Raw genomic sequence first — 3144 nt, 5'->3', positions numbered from 1 at the left:
GTCGTCAAGCGCTTCGACCGCGACCGTTTCACTCATCGTCGAACGCCTCGGCGAGTTCCTGCGAGCGCCGTTCGGCCGCACCGACAGCCTCGACGACCGCCTCGTCCGCGTCGCTGTTCCACAGCACTTCCATCCCCTCGATGGTGGTCCCGTTTGGCGAGCAGACCGCGTCGATGAGTTCGTCGACGCTTCGATCGTCCCGAAGGACGGTCTCAGCAGCCCCCTTAAATGTCTGTGCGGCGAGGGTTTCGGCCTGTTCGGGGTTGAGGCCACCGTCGACGCCGGCGGTCTTCACCGCGTCGATGAGATAGAACGCAAAGGCCGGGCCGCTTCCGTTGACCGCCGTCGAGATGTCCATCAGCGACTCATCGATCTCGACAAACTCCCCGAGGTCGTCGAGCAGTTCCCGGATCTCGTCGGTGAGGCCCTCGGTCGTCGCCGCCGCCGCCATATCCCCAGTCTCCGCCGCGAGGTTCGGCATGATCCGGACCACCGACGCGTCGGTTCGCTCGGCGACAAACCCCCGCGAAACCCCCGCCGCCAGCGTGACGAGTGTCTGGTCGGCGGAGAGGTCAAGATCCCCGAGCACCGCCTCAGCGATACCTGGCTTGACCGCGAGGACGACGATGTCGGCGTCGGCTGCCGCCGCGGTGTCGTCGGTCGTCTCGTCGGCGTGTGCCTCGACCGCCGCCCGCGCGTCGGGGTCGAGGTCGATCGCCGTCAGGTGGTGGCCGCCGGCGTGGGCGAGCCCTTTTAAGAATGCACCGCCCATGTTGCCGCAACCGATCACGCTCACTCGTGTCATCTTGGCCCTACCGAGTGCATCGAAAGCTATACCAACTACGGTTTTCGATCGCGTGGTGGTCACGTCCGACCGCCACGATGCTCGGGACGATCCTGCTGTAATGTGGGGGACCCGCTTCCGGTCCCGTTCCGGTGTGAAGGCTTGCTTCCGGTCCCGCTCCGCTGCGAGAACGCGCCTCCAGTTTGGCGACGAAACGCAACCATTTCGGTCTCGTCGCCCCAACCCCGAGCCGAATGGATCCCGCCGTCAGTTCGGTGCTCCTCGGGGAGGTTTTGCCACGGGTGGTGACCATCGCGGTCGCCATCGCCGGAGGTGTCGCCTTCGCGAACGCCCTCGTCGCATTCGGCGTGATCCGCTACATCGCGGCGCTATCGAAGCCACTGACCGGCCCTGCGAACCTCCCGGACGAGGTCGGCGGGGCCATTCTAACGACGGCCGCCTCAACGACCGCCGGCTATGGGATGCTCGCCGAGTACCGCGACTCGGGGCTTCTCGACGACCGGGCGACGCTCGTCGCCGTCACGATCAACACCTTCTTTGGGTTCGTCCAGCACATCTTCACCTTCTACGCGCCGGTGTTGATCCCGATTCTCGGGCTCCGCGTTGGCCTGCTGTACGTCGGCACCCGAGCCGGTATCTCCCTCGCCATCACGATCACAGGCGTGATTGCCGGCGCGTTCCTCCTGTCGAGCCGAAATATAAACCCCGAAGCGATGTCCGAGATCGACTCCGACGCCCGCGCCGACGGTGGCGACGATACCCGGACGGTCAGCGAGAAACTGCTTGACGCCGGATCGGGCGGTCTCGAGAAGACCCGCGAGATCCTGCCCCGGCTCACCGTCGTCTACACGCTCGTCGTGCTCGGGACGACGTACTACGACCTCGAAGCGCTGACCGGCGGAGCGGCCGACCCGTTGGCGGCGCTGACTGGACTGCCGAGCGCCGCCGTCCCCGTCATCGTCGTCTACGCGTTTGACACGACGAGCGGCGCGGTGACGATCGCGCCGCTCATCAAGGACGGAACGTTCACCGCACAAACCGCCGTGTCAGTCATGCTTATCGGCGGTATCGTCTCGTTTACCGTCTCGACGTTCAAGCGGTCGGTCCCCTTCCAGTACGGTATCTGGGGGGCGGAGTTCGGGACGAAAGTGATCATCGTGAACACCTCCCTGAAAATACTGTGGATCGCCATCGCGCTGGCTGGACTGCTGGCGCTGTAGCGTCGCTTTGTTCCGCCGCTTCTACGAGTTGGCGGCGGAGTCGATTCCGAACTCATTCAGCAGTCGGCGATAAAAAACGGCGCGACCGGTTCAGGGATGACTACGCTATTTGCGGCAGGCCGCCGCTCAGGCCTCGATCTCGATTTCGGTGCCGGTGACGGCCGCCCCCGCCGCTACCGGGAGCCGGACATCGAGGATCCCGTTGGCGTACTCGGCAGTGATCTCCTCGTCGTCGACGTTCTTCGGGAACCGGAACCGGCGGTGGTACGTCCGGCGCCGGTTGCGCTGTTCATCCTCGTGCTCGGCGGCGACGTTGAGGACGCCGTTCTCCCAAGACACCGTGATCTCCTCGGGGTCGAAGCCCGGCATCTCGGCGCTGAGGACGAACTCGTCGTCCTCCTCGTAGAGTTCGTAGTCGCTGTCACCGGTGCCGAACAGTCTGGTCGGGAAGTCGATGCCGCTCATCCAGGAGTCGGTCGAGCTCGTGGGTAATGCCATCGCTGTACACCTCGACTACAGGCGTAGATTGTTCGCGGTTCTATATAAAACCTTCGCAAATTCCCAAACGACTCTCGGGCCGCAACGCGGCCCTTTTGTCCAGCCCCACGCTACTTGGAGTGTGCACCTCCTCGCGACGACGAACGGCGGGTTGGAGTCGATCGCGGCCGGCGAGATCGACGACCTCGTCGGGCGCGACGCGTCCACACACCACCGCGGCGTCGTCGAGTTCGACGCCGACGAGTCGGACGTTTACGACCTCCATGTCAGGGGTCGAACCATCCATCGGATCATGGCGGTGCTGGCCGACGGACCCGCCGAGGAACTCGAGGACATCTATGAACTGACGGCACGGGCACCCGTCGCCGACCGCCTCCCGACATCGGACTTCGGTGTCGTCGGCACCCGCCACGGCGATCACGGGTTCACGAGCGTCCAAGTCGCCGAACGTGTCGGGCAGGCGGTTATCGACGCCTACCGCGACGCGACCGGGACGCGTCTTCCGGTCGACCTCGACGACCCGACCGTCCGTCTGGAGGCGTACCTCTACGACGACCGCTTCACGCTCGCAGTCGATCTGACCGGCGAATCCCTTCATAAGCGCCCCTACCGGGTCTGCGA

4 protein-coding genes are annotated in these 3144 nt (G+C 65.1%); 2 read left to right on the top strand and 2 right to left on the bottom strand.

Going from position 1 to position 3144, the window contains the following annotated elements; genetic code table 11:
* Positions 1-28: 28 nt before the first annotated feature.
* A complete protein-coding gene (gene proC, locus ACI944_RS13625; protein ID WP_411719570.1) occupies positions 29-805 on the bottom strand; it encodes a pyrroline-5-carboxylate reductase in 777 nt (258 codons plus the stop codon).
* 233 nt (positions 806-1038) lie between these two features.
* Here proC and ACI944_RS13620 point away from each other — a divergent pair, with 233 nt between their 5' ends.
* A complete protein-coding gene (locus tag ACI944_RS13620; protein WP_411719569.1) occupies positions 1039-2025 on the top strand; it encodes a nucleoside recognition protein in 987 nt (328 codons plus the stop codon).
* Positions 2026-2151: 126 nt separating this feature from the next.
* Here ACI944_RS13620 and ACI944_RS13615 read toward each other — a convergent pair whose 3' ends face one another.
* Positions 2152-2523, bottom strand: a complete 372-nt coding sequence (locus tag ACI944_RS13615) for an Hsp20/alpha crystallin family protein (RefSeq protein ID WP_411719568.1) — start codon at positions 2521-2523, stop codon at positions 2152-2154.
* Positions 2524-2644: 121 nt separating this feature from the next.
* Here ACI944_RS13615 and ACI944_RS13610 point away from each other — a divergent pair.
* Positions 2645-3144, top strand: a 500-nt coding sequence (locus ACI944_RS13610; RefSeq protein ID WP_411719567.1) for a THUMP domain-containing protein, incomplete at its 3' end; no start/stop codon positions are given.

It is taken from the genome of Natronomonas sp., from assembly GCF_046710025.1.
Classification (GTDB): Archaea; Halobacteriota; Halobacteria; order Halobacteriales; family Haloarculaceae; genus Natronomonas.
Note: the sequence above shows the minus strand (reverse complement) of the source record. Positions and strands in the feature narration are given on the sequence as shown.

Bases quoted from the DNA above. Each gene is read 5' to 3' on its own strand.
- ACI944_RS13620 (WP_411719569.1), top strand. From the start codon at position 1,039: ATGGATCCCGCCGTCAGTTCGGTGCTCCTCGGGGAGGTTTTGCCACGG.
- proC (WP_411719570.1), bottom strand. From the start codon at position 805: ATGACACGAGTGAGCGTGATCGGTTGCGGCAACATGGGCGGTGCATTC.
- ACI944_RS13615 (WP_411719568.1), bottom strand. From the start codon at position 2,523: ATGGCATTACCCACGAGCTCGACCGACTCCTGGATGAGCGGCATCGAC.